Below are 16,927 nucleotides of genomic sequence, written 5' to 3'. Positions count from 1 at the left end.
CATTCTGAACCGATCAGGATGCCTCTTTTTTAGAGTTTGTGATTTTTTCATTGATATGGATGTAAAGGTTTGATCCCAAGAACAAAACGAGCAAAATATACACCCATTTTGCCGGCGTTTCCCAGCCCTCGAAAAAAGGCAGAGCGGCAATGTATGTTTGCCCTTTTATGATGGCAAATGCCAATAATGCCACTAAAATGACAAGCGCGATTCCTTGTGAAATGAGCGTTTTTGCACTTCGTTTTTTCAAATCGTTCCATACGTACATCAGCACGAAAACCAGGGAGGCCACTGAGATGATATCATTCGCTGTGCCGTTGATCTTGAGTCCTGCCCGGAGAAAAAGATTCAAACCTACAGATGCCAAAAATCCGTAAAATCCGATTGTTTTAAGCAAGATGATTCCCCCTCAAACCATTATAGAGGGAGATAAAGGAAAAGCCAACATGACAGGCTGCATTTATTCATTCTAAAAACGGCTGATCTTCAGGAGGAATCGTCATGCTGGCTTTGGTTTAAATATCGGCATGCGGTGAAGAAAGTTTAGCTTTTATTTCGGATCTGTGTATCGTCTTGCCGCCTGTTCCTTTTGGCTTCGGCAAAGAAAATTGCCGGATAAGCGGCCAAAAGCAGCAAGGTAATGAAGGCGACGATTCCCGGCCATTTAAAATGAGTCCAGAAGAAGCCTCCGAAAGACCCTGCTAAGCTTGAGCCGAGATAATAGCTCAGCAAATAAAGGGAGGAAGCTTGAACGCGCTGTTCGCCGGCCGTCTGCCCGACCCAGGAGCTTGCGATCGAATGCGAGCCGAAAAATCCGAATGTAAAGACAGCGATTCCGGCGATTTTCAGAGAAAGCTGAGGCAGAAGCGTAAGCAATGCGCCTCCCGCGATAATGGCAATCCCGATTTTCAGCATCAGCGGGCTGCCAAAATGGTCGGCTTTCTTTCCCATATAAACGGAACTAATTGCCCCTGCCAAATAAACGATAAAGATGAACCCGATGACAGTTTGAGAGAGTCTGTACGGAGGGCCCATCAATTGAAATCCGATATAATTGAACAGCGTAACAAAGCTTCCCATTAATAGAAATCCGAGTGAAATAATCGACAGCAGCCGTTTGTTCATCAAGACGGCAGAGTAGGCGAGGCTCGCCTTTTTCATGCTCGTTTTTCGCTTAGCGGAGTGCTGTGGACGGGGCAGCAAAATCCAAAACAAATAGCTTAATAGCACTGATAATCCCCCGATGATTCCAAGCGCTGCACGCCAGCTGAACAAGTCTGTCAAAAGGCCGGTCAAAAGCCTTCCGCTCATTCCTCCAAGGCTTGTGCCGCTAATGTATAACCCCATCATTTTCCCGAGCCCTCGCGGATCAAATTCCTCTCCGACATAAGTCATGGCGATCGCGGGTACGCCTGCAAGGAAAAAGCCAAGCAGCCCTCTCATCACCAAGAGCGCCGCGAAGTTCGGACTAAAGGCGGTCAAGAGGCCGAGCACAGATGTCGCAAACAGGGATATTGCCATAATTGTCTTCCGGCCGAATCCGTCAGATAAAGCTGCTGCGGTAAGCAGTGCAAAAGCCAATATACCTGTTGAAATGGATAAAGTTAAGCTTGCAGCTGCCGCCGATATGCCGAATTCCTCCGCAAACAGAGGCATGAGCGGCTGTGTGGTGTAAAGCGTGGCAAATGTCACAAAACCGCTGATGAATAAAGCGATGCTTGCTTTTTGATAATCTTTCGTATGCGGCTGTATGTAAGTCATGGTAGCTCCTCTTTTCCAGAATGACAATCTATGTTTCATGGTACGCTTTCATTTGTGATGTGTCTAATTTATAATATCTATCAACATCATGCATTCTAGTTATGAAGGAGCGGATGAGCATTGGAACTCTATCAAATTGACCATTTTATTGCCGTGAGCAGGCATAAACACTTTACAAAAGCCGCCCTGGAACAAAGGATTTCCCAGCCGGCTTTGAGCAGGTCGATCAAAAAGCTTGAAGAAGAATTGGGCGTCCCGCTGTTTATTCGAAAAACAAAATCGATCCGCCTGACAAAGTACGGCGAGCAGTTCCTCATCAAAGCGAAACAGGCCCGCCTTGCTCTTGACGAAGGCGTCCAGCAAATCAGGGAAAGCGTCAATCCGAATGCCGGGGAAATCTCGGTATCTTTTTTGCATACGCTTGGTTCACGCCTGATGCCGCAGCTGATTGCCGGTTTTAAAAAGAAATACCCGAATGTTGCGTTCCGTCTGTATCAGGCCGCAAATGAACATCTTCAGCATATGGTGGAGACGGGCGAGGCTGATATATGTCTCAGCTCACCACCCCTTCCAAACGAACTTCTTGAATGGACGGTGCTGGATACTGAACCGCTTTACCTGGTGCTTCCCGCCGACCACCCGCTCGCAGATCGGAAAGAAGTCGCGATCAGATCCATTGCCCATGAGGACTTTGTCGGTTTTAAGCCGGGTTATGGTCTTCGATATGTGTTTGATCAAATGTGCCGGGAACTGTCCATCAGCCCGAAGCTTGCGTTTGAAGGGGAAGAAGTGTCGACGATTTTGGGCCTTGTGTCAGCAGGGCTCGGTGCGGCGATCCTGCCGAAAACGGCGGAACACATCCATTCTCCGGTGGCATTTTGCCGAGTGTCAGACTACCGTTCTGAGAGGACGATCGGTCTCGCCGTTTTGAAAGACTATTATTTATCGCCGGCGGCACGCAACTTTAAAGAATTTGTCATCGAATACTATCGACGGAATGAGCGGCCTGATCAGCCGTAAAGCAAATAAAGACTTCTCATGGTGACAATTATCCTGTATATTGATAATGATAATTATTATCAATTGGAGGGTTGAACATGACGAAAAAGCAGTATTCTTATATATTGACCGTTTTACTCGCATTTTCTGTTTTTCTTTCAGGCTGTCAAAGCGGCCAAAAACAGACGGCATCAAAGAACGAAGCGAAAACAAGAGTGGTGAAAACAATCAACGGAAATGTCACTGTACCGGCCAATCCGAAGCGCGTCGTTACGATAGGATATGCCGGGACAATGCTTGCATTCGGAATCAAGCCGCTTGGAGAAACAGGGAAATATCTTGAAAGTCCCTATATTAAAGATCATATTTCAGAAATAAAGAATATCGGGGGAAAAGACGGTTTTTCAGTATCTGTGGAAAAGATTCTTAAGCTTAAACCCGATTTGATCGTATCGATGACAAACGATAAAAAAGAATATGAAAAGCTCTCAAAAATCGCTCCGACTGTCGTTTATCCGTTCGGCACGTTTAAAGATGCACGCGATGAAATGAAAACGTTTGGCACGCTGCTCGGCAAGGAAAAGGAGGCTCGGGAGTGGACGAAAACGTTTAATCAAAAAATGAAAGCCGCCCGCGCGAAAATCAAAGATGCATCTGTACAAGGTGAAACGTTCTCTTTAATCGGCGCATATGCAAAATCTGTGTATGTCTACGGGGCCTACGGGTATCGGGGCGGAGAAGCGATCTATACGCAGCTGGGACTGACGCCGCCTGAATCTGTTAAAAAGGATGCCATTGATACAGCTGACGGATATAAAGCCATATCTTTCGAAGTTCTGCCGAAATATGCCGGAGACTACATATTTGTCGATGAATCATACAACGGAAAGCTTGATCAGGACAATCCGGTTTGGAAGTCGCTTGACGCGGTGAAAAAAGGCAAGGTCTTTTTCCTCGATCCGGACAGGTTCTGGCCCTATGATCCAAACGCTGTTCAGGCGCAGGCCGAAGAAATCGCGGACATGATTTCCAAGAAAGCGAAAAACGAATAGAAAAGCGGGGAGCCGAAAAGAATGATCCGGCTTCCCGCTTTTTCATTTTTCATAATGCTGAAATTGAATATCCAGTGTCCGGAGGTACGTTTGCAGGCCCGCATCTTGGATGGGGATGATATAGGCCGCTTCACCTGACTCATTATGGTGGGAATGCCATAATCCCGGCGGTGTAATGAAGGCTTTTCCGGTTACCCAGTCAATCCGTTTCGGATCGATGATTTCCTTTGTGGCCGGATCGATTTTGCTTCCGACTAATGTGTACGTCCCTGGTGCGGCATAGGCGACAAAATCGAGAGCCACCGACTTGTGGCTGTGGGGCGCTTGATTGGAGCCGGGAGGCACGATGCCGAACATCGCCCACAATACATGGGTGATCGTCAGCGTTTGATCGAATATATCATTGTTTAAAAGAACGGAAATACGGTTTCGGAAACGGGCGTCAGGAGCGGCGGCCGCTTCAGCCAATTTTGCTTTTGCCTGTTCAGCGGTGTAGATGGTTGGTTGAAAGCGGGATTCCGACGGCTTTACGCCCAAATAATGCAGGAGAGGTGAATCGGTGATGTAATAAATGGCTGCATCTTCTGCTGCGGTATGCTGGCTGCTTGAACCGGCAGGCAAAGTCAAAAAATCGCCTTTCTGCCAGTGAATCGTATCTTCGCCCGCTTCGGTACGCCCTGCGCCGTTGACAATGTAATATAGTTCGCTTGTCGCGCGGGGGGCGGTGTGAATCGTGTCGCCCGAACGAATCTTGATGAAGTGGGCGAGAAGGGAAGGGCTTGAAGCGGGATATTCCGTCTTCAGTTCTTCTGAGATGTCCAGCGGGATGATCCGCGTTTCACCTGTTTCATACAATTCAGGTCCGAACTCTTTCACAGGAACCGGACTGATTATTCCGCTTCCAATCGGGTCAGAGGCAGTGGTATACTCGAAAAAACGGGCATGTTTCGTCAAATGCTCGGCTCGGGTTTCAAATTGAGAATGCATTGAAAAACCTCCTGTTATTTTTTGATAATTCAATCATATCTCATTTGGAAGATGATAGTAAACCATTACATTGATAGAAACAGATACGGAAAAGAGGGATTGGATTGGGAAAAGGATTGAACGGCAGAAGAATTGCCATCGGAGCATCGCGAAAAACGGATGAAATGAGCACATTAATCAAAAAGCAAGGCGGGGTTCCCGTCGTACGTTCCCTTCAGGGTACCGTGTTTTTGGCCGAAAAAGAAGTAGGTCCTGATTTGCGAGCCTTTGTTGAAACGGGGGCCGACTGGGTGATTTTTACGACAGGAATCGGGACGGAGACGCTTGTCAACCTAGCTGATAAACTGGGGATCGGTGAGCGCTATTTACAAGCGATCCGCGGGGCGAAGGCGGCATCGAGAGGCTACAAAACAATCGCCGCATTAAAAAAGCTCGGCATTACGCCGGTTGCGGCGGATGAAGACGGCACCACCAAAGGACTGATCGACTCGCTTCAATCCCATGATTTTTCCGGGAAACGGGTGATGGTACAGCTTCACGGCGAAAACGCACCGTCACTGCTTCAGTTTTTGGAAGAGAAAGGTGCAGCTGTTTTTCCGCTTCTGCCGTATCGCCATGTTGCACCGGACCGGGAAACCGTCGCTTTATTGTGCAGCGAGGTCATCAACCGTGAAGTGGATGCGGTTTGCTTTACAACAGCCGTCCAAGTCCGCTCGCTTTTTCATTTTGCGAAAGAAAACGGCTATGCGGAGAAAATTGTCCAATCTTTTCAAGACAGCGTGTTGGCAGCCGCTGTCGGAAAAGTGACGGCAGAAGCTTTAAGAGAAGAAGGAGTTGAACGCCTGCTCGCTCCCGGCCTCGAACGAATGGGAGCGATGATTGTGGAGCTGGCCCGGTTTTATGAAACGGAAGAGGAAATCAAAACACAGTAAGTGCGAAGGAAATCAGCAGATTGGGGTGTGAGAGTCTCCTTGGGAGGCGCTGTCATGTATGCAGACCCAAAAGGAAAAAAGCCGCAGACACAGCTTGCCGTGCGGCTATCATTTTCTGGGCCGTGATACTTTTTGTGCATCATGCTTTTGAATATGTTGATCGTGAGCCGTTGATGCCAAATTTTTCTGTTTTGCTGGGTTTGAGTCTCACCGTGTTTTTTCTGACGGAAAGCCTGGTCAAACGGCTTGCAGCCGCAAAAAAAAGAAAAACGCTTCGCCGATGAGCCGAAGCGTTTTTTGCTTTATAAAACAAATTGATCTGAAACGAATACCGCGCCGTCTTCATTAAAAATCCGGGCAGGCTTTGTTCCGATGACCCGGATGTCTGAAATGCTTGCGGCGATTCCCGTTTCTTCCGGCAAAGCGATGACGGGAGTGTCTAAAGCATGCCTATACCTTTTAATCAGCGGATCATGTTCAACCTTGTAGTGGCACCAAACCGCATAGTCTCCCAGAAGCTTTAATCCGTTAAAATCGCGCAATCCGCAAGCATTGCGGTCCATATAAGAGCAAGTCATGATGTTCTTTCCGAGAATGACGGCGCCTGCGCTTCCGCCGTAAATGACGCCGCCGCTTTCGGCATAGCGCTTTAAAACCTCGATAAAGTGTGATTCAATGAATTGTTTGAGCAGACGAAACGTATTTCCTCCGCCAATATATACGGCAGAAAATGCGTCTAAATCGTGCACGGTTTTGCCTTTGACATCCGTCCACATCACGATATTTTTAACGCCGAGCGGGTGAAAGAGCCGGCTGATCCAATCGAAGCCTTCATCATACCTGTCGGCGTCCATGGCAATCGGAATATACAACAAAGGCTTATGCGGGCAGAGGCTCCCGGCAAAATGCCGATCCAGCCGTTCAGTTTGGTGCGCATCTCCGCCCCCGGAAAGAAACCATTTTCCCATCCTGACCTCCATCTATTTATTATGTTTCCTTTAATTGTTCATTCAGCACGCTGTCCTCCAAAACGGCAAATTTGTCTCCATACACTTTCGTAATATGTGTTTCACCCCAGGCGCACAATGAATCCAATATGTCTTTAAGCGTCCATCCGTATTCGCTGAGTTCGTATTCGACCTTCGGCGGCACCTGCTGGTACACGAGCCGATTGATGACGCCGTCCTCCTCCAGTTCGCGCAGCTGCTGGGTCAGCATTTTCTGCGTAATGTTCGGCATCAGCCGCTTCAGCTCGCTCGTGCGTTTTTTGCCGTGCGTCAAATGGCACAAAATCACACATTTCCATTTACCTCCAATTACTTCAAGTGTAGCTTCGACAGATATATTGTACTTTTTCGGCTTCATGTTCTCCTCCAAACCATAGGAACCGAAAAGTACCTATCTAACTTTTTGGTTCCTATCGCACTTAAAAGTGCGTACTTTTTTTTATAGATGATATGTACCATAATATCATTTGCCGGCAGAAATTTGCTATACATTAAAAACGAAAGGGGGAAAAAGAATGACTTCTGTTCATGATAAAAAACGCAGTACATTAGCGCTTTTAGCCTTGGCGGCCAGCGCATTTGCCATCGGAACAACCGAATTCATCAGCGTGGGGCTTCTGCCTTTAATTGCTGATGACATGAACATTTCAGTGACGACCGCGGGGCTGACTGTATCGTTATACGCTTTGGGCGTGACAGTCGGCGCACCCGTATTGACGTCTGTCACATCGAGTATGCCGAGAAAAGCGCTGTTGCTTGTGATTATGATTATTTTTATGATCGGAAACGGGCTTGCGGCATGTGCCGGAAGCATCGGTGTTTTATTAACCGCCCGCGTGATTTCCGCGTTTTCTCATGGCGTATTTATGTCAATCGGTTCAACGATTGCGGCAAGCCTAGTCCCGGCGGATAAAAGAGCCGGAGCGATATCAATTATGTTTACCGGTCTGACGATTGCGATGATTACCGGAGTTCCCATCGGCACGTTCCTCGGTCAGCTGTTCGGCTGGCGGATTGCTTTTGCGGCGATCGTCGCTGTCGGCGCACTGGCGTTTATCGCCAACAGCTTTCTTGTTCCGGCCGATTTGCCGAAAGGCGTCCGAACGTCTTTCAAGAGCCAATTGAAACTTGTAACCAATGGCCGTCTGCTGCTTTTATTCATCATTACGGCGCTTGGTTATGGAGGAACATTTGTTGTCTTTACGTATTTATCCCCGCTGCTTCAGCATGTGACAGGTTTTAAACAAGAAGCTGTTGCCGTCATTTTGCTTGCTTACGGCATTGCCGTCGCGCTCGGAAATATCATCGGAGGTAAAGCGGCCAACCAAAAACCGCTTACTGCATTATTCTATATGTTCATCGCCCAAGCGGTTGTGCTTCTCATCTTAACGGCGGCCGCTCCTTATCAGGCAGCGGGCTTTATCGTCATCATGCTGATGGGATTTTTAGCATTTATGAATGTCCCCGGGCTCCAGTCCTATGTGGTAATTCTGGCTGAACGGTTTGTTCCGGGGGCGGTAGATGTCGCATCAGCTGTCAATATCGCTGCATTCAACGCCGGGATCGCGATCGGATCTTATACAGGAGGCGCCATCACACAGTCGATCGGTTTGATTCACACTCCATGGGCCGGAGCTTTGATGGTGCTCGGCGCCGTCGCGCTGACGGGCTGGAGCAGGGCGCTGGAACGAAATGACCAAAAACAAAATCAAGCTTTAAAGAAAAACTGCGCATGATGTATACAAAAATATGAGGAGGCCAATTAGATGACGGCAAAAAATCTGCAAGATCGAATCACATTGAATAACGGGACGGACATGCCCTGGTTTGGACTAGGCGTGTTTAAAGTAGAGGAAGGGCCCGAACTGGTGCAAGCCGTAAAAACGGCAATCAAGCACGGCTACCGCAGTATCGATACGGCAGCCATCTACGGAAATGAAGAAGGGGTTGGCCAAGGAATTCGCGAAGGGTTGAAAGAAGCCGGAATTTCTAGAGAAGACTTGTTTGTAACATCAAAGGTCTGGAATGACGATTTAGGCTATGACGAAACGATTGCAGCCTACGAAGCGAGTCTCGAAAAGCTCGGGCTCGATTACCTGGATTTATACCTGATCCACTGGCCTGTTGAAGGGCGCTATAAAGCGGCGTGGAAAGCCCTTGAAACTCTTTATGAACAAGGGCGCGTAAAAGCAATCGGCGTCAGCAATTTTCACGTTCACCATCTGGAAGACTTGCTGAAAGATGCCGCCGTCAAACCGGTGATCGACCAGGTCGAGTATCACCCGCGGCTCACGCAGAAAGAGCTGCAAGCGTTTTGCCGTTCGCACAGCATCCAGCTTCAAGCATGGTCGCCGCTGATGCAAGGCCAATTGCTCAGCCACCCGCTGCTGAAAGATATCGCGGACAAGCACGGCAAGACACCTGCTCAAGTCATTTTACGCTGGGATTTGCAAAACGGAGTCATCACCATTCCAAAGTCGACAAAAGCGGAGCGAATTGCCCAAAACGCGGACGTATTTGATTTTGAACTGACCCTCGAGGAAATGAAGCAAATTGACGGGCTGAATGAAAACACCCGTGTCGGTCCTGATCCTGATAACTTTGACTTTTAACAAAAAACGGCCCCGTTCGAATTTCCGAGCGGGGCTTCGACACATTTTTTATCCGCCGTTTTTCACAGGTAAAGGCCATAACATGAAAGAGAAAACGAGATATTAAGAGAAAATAGAAGGTAATAAGTCATAAACTGTGTAAAAAAGGTTATAAAATTGATAAACGAGGAAATTTGATCATTTATGAAACTTTACACGATGATTGAACGGGCGTAATATAAATCTCATCAAAAAACTGAATAAAATTTCCAATTAACGTAACCGCTGAATTCCAATTGGAAGCGGGGGAACCAATTTTTTGTGGCGCTGCCACTTGGGGTGAATCCTTTTCAAGGTAAGGTGACTCTTTGCACCTGAATCCGACAGCTAACCTCGCAAGCGTTTAAAGAGAACCAAAAAACGTGCATAAAGCACGGTTTCTTAACTGTGCCCAAAAAAGCCGTAAGAGGTTTGTTCTCTTGCGGCTTTTTTTCGTGCAAAAAACATGAAAGGAGGTGAGCGGAGTGCTGGATATCGTGATGCTGGCCATTGTCGCATTTTTAGCGGGGATGATGTTTCTATTGCTAAGATGGGCGGGGAAAACCGCTGATCAATCATAAATGTGAAAGGAGTGATTGCCATGACGCTATTGGCAGCGGGAGCAGCCGCCATGTTTGTCTATTTGACTTATGCTTTATTGAATCCTGAGAAATTTTAATTGTACACAAATTGGGGGTATTGAAATGACGTCGCTCATATCCATCTGTTTTATCCTGCTTGCCGCATTGCTGGCAGCCAAACCAATGGGGCTTTACATAGCGAAGGTATTTGACGGCGCCCCGTCCAAAATCGACCGGTTTTTCCTTCCGGCGGAACGCTTGCTGCTTGAGCTGGGCGGAGTAAAAGGAGAAAACCAATCGTGGAAGAAATACGCCGCCGCGCTGGTACTCACGAATACGGCGATGATTTTCATCGTTTATCTCATTTTTCGTCTGCAGGGTGTACTGCCTTTAAATCCTGAAAAGGTAGCGGGAATGGAACCCACACTGGCTTTTAATACGGCAGTCAGTTTTATGACGAATACAAATTTGCAGCATTACAGCGGCGAAAGCGGTCTGTCCATGCTTTCGCAGATGATTGCGATCACCTTTTTAATGTTTGCCGCTCCCGCTACGGCGCTGGCAGCCGCGGTTGCGATGATTCGGGGGCTCGCCGGGAAACCGTTCGGCAACTTTTTTGTCGATTTGGTCCGTTCGATCACGCGGATTTTACTGCCGATCACAGTTGTGGTGTCGCTTGTTTTCGTCGCCCTAGGCGTACCGCAGACGCTTGACGGTTCCGTGACAGCCCATACGGTGAGCGGAGGTGAGCAGTCCATTGTTCGGGGGCCGGTGGCGTCCTTTTTATCCATCAAAGAGCTGGGGAACAACGGCGGGGGGTATTTTGGCGTCAACTCTTCTCATCCATTTGAAAATCCGAATGGATGGAGCAATGCGATACAAATTTTATTAATGCTCTTGATTACCATCTCACTGCCGTTTACGTATGGGAAAATGGTTGGGAATCTGAAGCAAGGCCGCATTCTTTTTGTATCCGCAGGTCTTTTGTTTTTGCTTTCAGCCGGGGCAGCTTTCATGGCGGAATCGCAAGGCAATCCCGTCATCAATCAGCTCGGAATCGAGCACACAGAAGGCAGCATGGAGGGTAAGGAAGTGCGGTTTGGAACATTGAATTCAGCTTTTTATGCGATGGTTACCACCGCAAGCGAGACAGGGGCCGTCAATACGATGCACGACACGCTCACGCCACTAACGGGTCTTTTGGCATTGCTTAATATGATGCTGAACACGGTGTTTGGCGGAATAGGCGCCGGATTGATGAACATGCTTCTATACGCGATGGTTGCGGTTTTTCTGTCGGGCTTAATGGTCGGAAGAACGCCTGAGTTTTTAGGCAAAAAAATTGAAGGAAAAGAAATGAAGCTTTTAGCCGTTACTCTGCTGATTCATCCTTTGTTAATCTTAGGGGCGTCAGCGCTTGCCGTCATGACGCAAGCGGGTCAGGCTGCAATTTCAAATCCCGGATTTCACGGGATCAGCCAGATTTTATACGAATATACGTCTTCAGCCGCGAATAACGGTTCAGGATTTGAAGGGCTCGGAGACGCGTCGCCTTTTTGGAATATAACAACGGGAATTGTGATGTTTATCGGCCGTTATTTCTCAATTGTCACACTGCTCGCAGTTGCAGGGTCACTTTTGAAAAAGCAAACCGTTCCGGAAACAATCGGAACATTTCGCACCGATTCAAGCCTGTTCAGCGGGATTTTTATCGCTTCGATCCTGATCGTCGGGGCTTTAACATTCTTTCCGGTGCTTGTGTTGGGACCGGCCGCAGAATATTTAACATTACGATAAGGGGGCTTTACTCATGAACGATTTGCATCATTCCAGTCAACAGGCCACACCGGATGCCGTTCACACAACAAAGCAAACGATGAACGACACGATCATCAAAGATGCGGTCAAACATGCCTTTTTAAAATTAGATCCGCGAACTATGATCAAAAATCCGATTATGTTTGTCGTAGAAGTTGGATTTTTCATAACGGTTCTGCTTTCCGTGTTTCCCCGGTTTTTCGGCAGTACGGCGGCTCCCTGGTTCAATCCGGCGGTTTCTTTCATTTTGCTGATCACCGTGTTATTCGCGAATTTCGCCGAAGCGCTGGCTGAAGGAAGAGGAAAGGCGCAGGCCGATTCTTTAAAACAGACGAAAAAAGGGGTTTCGGCCAATAAAGTAATGGATGACCGCATTGAGAAGGTAGCGTCTGCCGAGCTTAGAAAGGGGGACATCGTCATCGTCTCCCAGGGAGAAATGATACCTGGCGACGGTGAAGTCATCGCGGGTCTCGCATCAGTAGACGAATCGGCCATCACGGGAGAGTCTGCTCCGGTCATAAAGGAAGCAGGCGGTGATTTCAGCTCTGTTACGGGAGGCACCCGGGTCGTCAGCGATTCGATTAAAGTCAAGATCACGAGTGATCCGGGTGAAACGTTCCTCGATCAGATGATCGCTTTAGTCGAAGGGGCTGAAAGGCAAAAAACGCCGAATGAAATCGCGTTGAATACGGTTTTAACGAGCTTAACGCTGATTTTTCTGATTGTTGTTGCGACACTCCCGTTTTTCACGTCCTATCTCGGTTTTCAAATTGATCCCGCCGTCTTGATTGCCCTGCTTGTCTGTCTTATACCGACGACGATCGGCGGGCTCCTGTCAGCCATCGGGATTGCGGGAATGGATCGCGTGACCCGCTTCAACGTTCTGGCGATGTCGGGGAAAGCTGTCGAGGCTGCGGGCGACATTAACACGATTGTTCTTGATAAAACAGGGACGATCACTTTTGGAAACCGGATGGCCGGGGAATTTGTTCCTGTCGGAGATGAATCGCTTCAAACCGTTGGTGAATATGCGGCGCTTGGCTCCATCCATGACGAAACACCGGAAGGACGCTCAGTCATCGAACTCGCTGATAAACTCTCGATTCATTATGACTCGTCCGTTGCTGAAGCAGGAGAACCGATTGAATTCAAGGCGGAAACGAGAATGAGCGGCGTGAACCTGCCCGACGGAAGGCACATTCGCAAAGGCGCTGTCGATGCCGTGAAAAAGTGGGTGATCAACAATGGCGGAACGATACCTTCGAATCTCGATCTGGAAAGCGAACGGATTTCAAAAGAAGGCGGCACACCGCTGGCAGTAGCGGCAGACGGAACAATCTTCGGTTTGATCTATTTAAAAGACACCGTTAAACCGGGCATGAAAGAGCGCTTTGCCGAGCTTCGCAAAATGGGGATCAAAACGGTGATGTGCACAGGCGACAATCCGTTAACGGCCGCTACGATCGCAAGGGAAGCGGGCGTTGATGACTTTATTGCCGAAAGCAAGCCCGAAGACAAGATTAATGTGATCAAGCGCGAACAATCTGAAGGAAAGCTTGTCGCCATGACGGGCGACGGAACCAATGACGCGCCCGCACTTGCGCAGGCTGATGTCGGGCTTGCCATGAACAGCGGCACAACAGCTGCCAAGGAAGCAGCGAATATGGTGGACCTTGATTCGAATCCGACAAAAATCATTGAAGTCGTCTCGATCGGAAAGCAGCTGCTTATGACGCGCGGCGCTTTGACTACGTTCAGCATCGCAAACGATATCGCCAAATATTTTGCCATCATCCCGGCGATGTTTATGCTGGCGATTCCCGAGATGAACGCGCTGAACATCATGAGGCTTGGTTCGCCGATTTCAGCGATCTTATCTGCGCTGATATTTAACGCGCTGATCATCCCGCTTCTTGTGCCTTTAGCCATGAAAGGAATTGCTTATAAACCGATGAGCTCAAATGCTTTGCTGGCCCGCAATTTATTGATCTATGGCCTCGGCGGCGTCATCGTCCCTTTCATCGGAATCAAGCTGATCGATATGCTGCTTCAGATTATGTTGTAAGGAGGAATCGTCATGAAAGAAATCGGAGTAATCTTCAGAATCAGCCTGCTATTAATGCTGGTTTGCGGGCTTGGATATCCGCTCGCGCTGACAGGGATTTCACAGGCCGCCATGCCTGGAAAGTCAAATGGAAGTCTTGTGTATGACCGGCAGGGGAATGTGATCGGCTCTGAACTCATTGGCCAGCGGTTTAGAGACCCGCGGCTCTTTCAAGGAAGGGAATCCAGCATCAAGTATGATGCCGCAGGATCTGGATCGCCAAACGAAGCGCCGTCAAATCCCGATTTGCTGAAACGGATGAAAGCATCGATTGAAAAGTGGAAGGAGGAAAATCCTGATGTTCCTATCAGTAAACTGCCGGTCGATTTAGTCACGAACTCCGCTTCGGGATTAGACCCTGATATCAGTCCCGACGGGGCGATGGCGCAAATTCCGAGAATCAGCCGTCTGACAGGACTGCCGGAGAAAGAGCTTGTGCAGCTTGTTCATCAGCATACCAAAAGCGACTTCTTAAGTGAACCGCGCGTCAACGTGCTGCTTCTCAATATCGATTTAAAAGAAAAACTGAAGTAGAATGCTGCCCGGTGTCTGATCATACGACACCGGGAAAAACAAACTTGATGAGAAAACGGAGATGCTGCAATGCGGACAAAAAACACCCGTGATTATCGAAGGAAGACGCCGGGAGAGCTGCTGGCCGAAATTGAACAGCTGAAAAGAGGGCATTGGACCATTTATATCGGTTCTGCGCCGGGAGTCGGAAAAACGTATCGGATGCTCCAGGAAGCGCACGATTTAAAGCGGGAAGGGATCGATGCCGTGATCGGCCTTGTCGAAACGCATCATCGAAAAGACACGGCCGCACTCGTCAAAGGTTTAGAAGTCATTCCAAAACGAAACATTTCATATAAAGGGATAACGATGGGAGAAATGGATGTCGATGCGATTATTAACCGGAAGCCAGACCTTGTGCTTGTCGATGAACTGGCTCACACCAATGTGCCAGGTTCGAAAAATGAAAAGCGGTACATGGACGTTGAAGATATTTTACAGGAAGGCATCAACGTGCTGTCCGCCGTCAATATCCAGCATATCGAAAGCGTCCATGATATCGTTCAACACGTCACCGGGGTGAAAGTGAGAGAACGGATCCCGGACCGCGTGTTGGAATTGGCGAATGAAGTCATCTTGATTGACGTCACTCCGGAAACATTGCAAAAGCGGCTTCAGGAAGGAAAGGTATATGAAAAACATAAGATACAACAGGCTTTAACCCATTTTTTTACGAAAAATAATTTAGCTGCGTTGAGAGAGCTCGCCTTGCGAGAAGTTGCAGATGATGTGGATGATCGTCTGGAGCGGACGAACGGCAGCCTCCGGCCGAGGGGAACGAATGAAAAGATTTTGGTGTGCGTCCAGCACGGAAAAAATGCCGAAAAACTGATACGGCGCGGATGGAGAATCGCAAGCCGGCTGAAGGCCGATCTGCTCGTTTTAAACGTGTCGCGCACGTCAAAGGAGCAGCTGGCCCCGACAGAACGGGATAAAATCGGGCAATGGGAGACGCTCTGTGCACAATTCGGCGCCGAATTCATTTTTAAACACTCAAACAAAAGGCGCATTTCTGAAACGATCACTGATACAGCGAAACAGCACGGCATTACACAAATCGTGCTCGGCCAATCCGCCCGATCGCGATGGGAAGAAATCAGAAAAGGCTCGATTGTCAACAGCATTATGAGGCATACAGACGGAATCGACCTTCACATTGTCTCGGATGAGAAAGCTTGAGATCGGGATGCCGTTGTTAAAGGATGTTCAGCGGCGCCTGCGGCCTCCAGTATCAGCAGTTCTTTTTTCATCTCCAATCCGCCCCGGTATCCCGTGAGCTGTCCGTTTTTGCCGATAACCCGATGGCACGGCACTACTATTAACAGCGGATTTGCGCCGATCGCCGTACCTACGGCCCGGACAGCGTTCCGCTTTTGTATATGCCCGGCGATATCGGAATAGGAACGCGTGCTGCCGAAAGGAATTTCGGAGAGCGCCTGCCACACGGCTAGCTGAAAAGGCGTTCCGGCAAGGTCGACAGGAAAGCTGAAATGAGTCCGCTTGCCATCTAAATACGCCTGAATCTGCTCGGCGTATTCTGCCAATCCTTTGTCATCCCGAATGAAAACTGGCTGTGCGTACCTTTTTTCAGCCCAAGCGGCCAGCTCCCCGAATCCTTGATTCCATGCCCCTGTAAAACAGAGCCCGCGGGTAGTCGCCGCAATGTGAATCTGCGAGCGGCGGCAAGTCAGCGTACGCCAGTATACGATTTGATCTTCCATATGTTTACCTCCGTTTCATTTGCCGGTATGACGTCGGTGATTGCCCTGTTTTCTTTTTAAACAAAGCGGCAAAATAATCCGCATTCCCGATGCCTACCATTGAGGCGATTTCTGCGATCGTTCGTTCAGAATGGGCAAGCAAAACGAATGCTTTCTCAATCCTTTTCTGCAGGATGTATTCTGCCGGCGAGACGCCTTTGATTCGTTTAAACGTCCGCTGCAGATGAAAAGGGCTGATATGGCACCTGTCAGCCAAAGCTTGCAGAGACAGCGGATCGCGATAAGATTCCTCGATGATTTGCACCGCCCGCTGTGCCAGCTCTTCATCCGGCAGCAGCATCCCGGCCGGATTGCAGCGTTTGCAGGGGCGGTACCCTTCTGATAAAGCATCTTTTGCATTGAAAAAGATTTGCACATTTTCGATTTGCGGAACTCTCGATTTGCAGGAAGGGCGGCAAAATATCCCGGTCGTTTTGACCGCGTAATAAAAAACTCCGTCATAGGCGGAATCGTTTTCCGTAATCGCCCGCCACCTTTCAGGCGTCAATCGTGATTTGCTGTTCATATCTTCACCCCGATCTATGTCAGTATAACCTAAATGACAGCCGGAGGTGGAGAGGCGGGGAATGGCACAGCAAGAAGACAAAGAAGAAGAGGGACGGTTGCCTGCGTCTCCGAAACGCGCTACAATTCATTTGCAATACAGGATGAGGTGAGAATATTGCCGAAATCAGAGAAGCAGGCCTCCTAAAATAAAAAAGC

17 protein-coding genes and 1 riboswitch are annotated in these 16,927 nt (G+C 48.6%); of the genes, 10 read left to right on the top strand and 7 right to left on the bottom strand.

The annotated features are described in order from the left end of the window. Window positions 1–13: 13 nt before the first annotated feature. Entirely contained in the window at window positions 14–397 is a 384-nt protein-coding gene (locus LQ247_RS09210) for a YoqO family protein (protein WP_105980186.1), read from the bottom strand. Window positions 398–543: 146 nt separating this feature from the next. Further along, window positions 544–1,761: an MFS transporter gene (locus LQ247_RS09205; RefSeq protein ID WP_231005929.1), complete on the bottom strand. Its 1,218-nt coding sequence runs from the start codon at window positions 1,759–1,761 to the stop codon at window positions 544–546. Window positions 1,762–1,881: 120 nt separating this feature from the next. On the opposite strand from LQ247_RS09205, the gene LQ247_RS09200 reads away from it, so the two are divergent. Together LQ247_RS09200 and LQ247_RS09195 are read left to right on the top strand one after the other, a co-directional pair. Next, a complete protein-coding gene (locus tag LQ247_RS09200; RefSeq protein ID WP_020452373.1) occupies window positions 1,882–2,781 on the top strand; it encodes a LysR family transcriptional regulator in 900 nt (299 codons plus the stop codon). 77 nt (window positions 2,782–2,858) lie between these two features. After that, the gene (locus LQ247_RS09195) at window positions 2,859–3,812 is read left to right on the top strand and encodes an iron-hydroxamate ABC transporter substrate-binding protein (protein WP_231005928.1); all 954 of its coding nucleotides are present in this window, start codon (window positions 2,859–2,861) and stop codon (window positions 3,810–3,812) included. A 42-nt stretch (window positions 3,813–3,854) separates the two neighbouring features. On the opposite strand, the gene LQ247_RS09190 is transcribed toward LQ247_RS09195, so the two are convergent. After that, on the bottom strand, window positions 3,855–4,799 hold the full coding sequence (locus LQ247_RS09190) for a cupin (protein WP_075213054.1): 945 nt from the start codon (window positions 4,797–4,799) through the stop codon (window positions 3,855–3,857). 104 nt (window positions 4,800–4,903) lie between these two features. Between LQ247_RS09190 and LQ247_RS09185 the strand changes: the two genes are divergently transcribed. After that, complete coding sequence (locus LQ247_RS09185; protein ID WP_026579209.1) at window positions 4,904–5,731, top strand: uroporphyrinogen-III synthase; 828 nt, start codon at window positions 4,904–4,906, stop codon at window positions 5,729–5,731. A gap of 302 nt (window positions 5,732–6,033) precedes the next feature. Here the strand turns inward: LQ247_RS09185 and LQ247_RS09180 are convergent, their stop codons facing one another. Continuing rightward, a complete protein-coding gene (locus tag LQ247_RS09180; RefSeq protein ID WP_231005927.1) occupies window positions 6,034–6,699 on the bottom strand; it encodes a peptidase E in 666 nt (221 codons plus the stop codon). Window positions 6,700–6,718: 19 nt separating this feature from the next. After that, entirely contained in the window at window positions 6,719–7,096 is a 378-nt protein-coding gene (locus LQ247_RS09175; RefSeq protein WP_020452368.1) for a winged helix-turn-helix transcriptional regulator, read from the bottom strand. A 157-nt stretch (window positions 7,097–7,253) separates the two neighbouring features. Here LQ247_RS09175 and LQ247_RS09170 point away from each other — a divergent pair, with 157 nt between their 5' ends. The 7 genes from LQ247_RS09170 to kdpDN all read left to right on the top strand — a co-directional run bounded on the left by LQ247_RS09170 (window position 7,254) and on the right by kdpDN (window position 15,623). Next, on the top strand, window positions 7,254–8,474 hold the full coding sequence (locus LQ247_RS09170) for an MFS transporter (RefSeq protein ID WP_025811076.1): 1,221 nt from the start codon (window positions 7,254–7,256) through the stop codon (window positions 8,472–8,474). Between the two features lie 30 nt (window positions 8,475–8,504). Beyond that, the gene (locus tag LQ247_RS09165; RefSeq protein ID WP_023855356.1) at window positions 8,505–9,350 is read left to right on the top strand and encodes an aldo/keto reductase; all 846 of its coding nucleotides are present in this window, start codon (window positions 8,505–8,507) and stop codon (window positions 9,348–9,350) included. A gap of 252 nt (window positions 9,351–9,602) precedes the next feature. Beyond that, a riboswitch (cyclic di-AMP (ydaO/yuaA leader) is annotated at window positions 9,603–9,745 on the top strand. A gap of 224 nt (window positions 9,746–9,969) precedes the next feature. Then, the gene (gene kdpF, locus LQ247_RS22300; RefSeq protein ID WP_116523382.1) at window positions 9,970–10,047 is read left to right on the top strand and encodes a K(+)-transporting ATPase subunit F; all 78 of its coding nucleotides are present in this window, start codon (window positions 9,970–9,972) and stop codon (window positions 10,045–10,047) included. 25 nt (window positions 10,048–10,072) lie between these two features. Then, window positions 10,073–11,746 carry a potassium-transporting ATPase subunit KdpA gene (kdpA, locus tag LQ247_RS09160; RefSeq protein ID WP_025811077.1) on the top strand — a complete coding sequence of 558 codons (1,674 nt, stop codon included), beginning with the start codon at window positions 10,073–10,075 and terminating at the stop codon, window positions 11,744–11,746. Between the two features lie 79 nt (window positions 11,747–11,825). Further along, window positions 11,826–13,832: a potassium-transporting ATPase subunit KdpB gene (gene kdpB / locus LQ247_RS09155; protein WP_023855353.1), complete on the top strand. Its 2,007-nt coding sequence runs from the start codon at window positions 11,826–11,828 to the stop codon at window positions 13,830–13,832. A gap of 12 nt (window positions 13,833–13,844) precedes the next feature. Further along, window positions 13,845–14,405, top strand: coding sequence for a potassium-transporting ATPase subunit KdpC (gene kdpC, locus LQ247_RS09150; protein WP_020452363.1), 561 nt, complete (start codon window positions 13,845–13,847; stop codon window positions 14,403–14,405). 69 nt (window positions 14,406–14,474) lie between these two features. After that, a complete protein-coding gene (gene kdpDN, locus LQ247_RS09145) occupies window positions 14,475–15,623 on the top strand; it encodes a KdpD-like non-kinase potassium sensor (protein ID WP_023855351.1) in 1,149 nt (382 codons plus the stop codon). On the opposite strand, the gene LQ247_RS09140 is transcribed toward kdpDN, so the two are convergent. Both LQ247_RS09140 and LQ247_RS09135 read right to left on the bottom strand, forming a co-directional pair. After that, entirely contained in the window at window positions 15,596–16,165 is a 570-nt protein-coding gene (locus LQ247_RS09140) for a methylated-DNA--[protein]-cysteine S-methyltransferase (protein WP_020452361.1), read from the bottom strand. The two genes, kdpDN and LQ247_RS09140, sit on opposite strands and share 28 nt — an antisense overlap. A gap of 4 nt (window positions 16,166–16,169) precedes the next feature. Next, entirely contained in the window at window positions 16,170–16,730 is a 561-nt protein-coding gene (locus LQ247_RS09135) for a bifunctional transcriptional activator/DNA repair enzyme AdaA (RefSeq protein ID WP_020452360.1), read from the bottom strand. Window positions 16,731–16,927 lie beyond the last annotated feature (197 nt).

The sequence above is a fragment of the Bacillus sp. BS3(2021) genome (assembly GCF_021043345.1).
GTDB classification, from domain to species: Bacteria; Bacillota; Bacilli; order Bacillales; family Bacillaceae; genus Bacillus; species Bacillus paralicheniformis.
The sequence above is the reverse complement of the archived record's forward strand: the minus strand, read 5'-3'. Positions and strand labels throughout refer to the sequence as shown.

Excerpts from the sequence above, each read along its gene's own strand:
- LQ247_RS09205 (WP_231005929.1), bottom strand. The coding sequence starts at position 1,761 with ATGACTTACATACAGCCGCATACGAAAGATTATCAAAAAGCAAGCATC.
- LQ247_RS09195 (WP_231005928.1), top strand. The coding sequence starts at position 2,859 with ATGACGAAAAAGCAGTATTCTTATATATTGACCGTTTTACTCGCATTT.
- LQ247_RS09190 (WP_075213054.1), bottom strand. The coding sequence starts at position 4,799 with ATGCATTCTCAATTTGAAACCCGAGCCGAGCATTTGACGAAACATGCC.
- LQ247_RS09180 (WP_231005927.1), bottom strand. The coding sequence starts at position 6,699 with ATGGGAAAATGGTTTCTTTCCGGGGGCGGAGATGCGCACCAAACTGAA.
- LQ247_RS09175 (WP_020452368.1), bottom strand. The coding sequence starts at position 7,096 with ATGAAGCCGAAAAAGTACAATATATCTGTCGAAGCTACACTTGAAGTA.
- LQ247_RS09170 (WP_025811076.1), top strand. The coding sequence starts at position 7,254 with ATGACTTCTGTTCATGATAAAAAACGCAGTACATTAGCGCTTTTAGCC.
- LQ247_RS09165 (WP_023855356.1), top strand. The coding sequence starts at position 8,505 with ATGACGGCAAAAAATCTGCAAGATCGAATCACATTGAATAACGGGACG.
- kdpF (WP_116523382.1), top strand. The coding sequence starts at position 9,970 with ATGACGCTATTGGCAGCGGGAGCAGCCGCCATGTTTGTCTATTTGACT.
- kdpA (WP_025811077.1), top strand. The coding sequence starts at position 10,073 with ATGACGTCGCTCATATCCATCTGTTTTATCCTGCTTGCCGCATTGCTG.
- kdpB (WP_023855353.1), top strand. The coding sequence starts at position 11,826 with ATGAACGACACGATCATCAAAGATGCGGTCAAACATGCCTTTTTAAAA.
- kdpC (WP_020452363.1), top strand. The coding sequence starts at position 13,845 with ATGAAAGAAATCGGAGTAATCTTCAGAATCAGCCTGCTATTAATGCTG.
- kdpDN (WP_023855351.1), top strand. The coding sequence starts at position 14,475 with ATGCGGACAAAAAACACCCGTGATTATCGAAGGAAGACGCCGGGAGAG.
- LQ247_RS09140 (WP_020452361.1), bottom strand. The coding sequence starts at position 16,165 with ATGGAAGATCAAATCGTATACTGGCGTACGCTGACTTGCCGCCGCTCG.
- LQ247_RS09135 (WP_020452360.1), bottom strand. The coding sequence starts at position 16,730 with ATGAACAGCAAATCACGATTGACGCCTGAAAGGTGGCGGGCGATTACG.